1 pseudogene is annotated in these 247 nt (G+C 58.7%); it reads right to left on the bottom strand.

Features of this window, described 5'->3' with window-relative positions:
• A pseudogene (locus AMS65_RS18370) lies at window positions 1-247 on the bottom strand (excinuclease ABC subunit B); the annotation flags it as partial.

Here is a 247-nt window from a genome sequence, read left to right as displayed (position 1 = left end):
GATCTGCCCCATCGCGCGATGCATCACCTCCCGACTCGCGACGTAATGAGAGCCAGGAGACACGGAGCTCGTCTCGACCTGTTTGATCACGTCACCGGTCACCGGATGCAGGTAGTACAGCGCTTCGATTTCGTCGCCGACGAACTCGATGCGAATCGCCAGTTCCTCATACATCGGGATGATCTCGACCGTTTCGCCGCGCACGCGAAAGTTGCCGCGAACGAATTCGATGTCGTTGCGCTGGTAC

Source organism: Leucobacter celer subsp. astrifaciens, from assembly GCF_001273835.1.
GTDB lineage: Bacteria > Actinomycetota > Actinomycetes > Actinomycetales > Microbacteriaceae > Leucobacter > Leucobacter celer.
The sequence above is the reverse complement of the archived record's forward strand: the minus strand, read 5'-3'. Positions and strand labels throughout refer to the sequence as shown.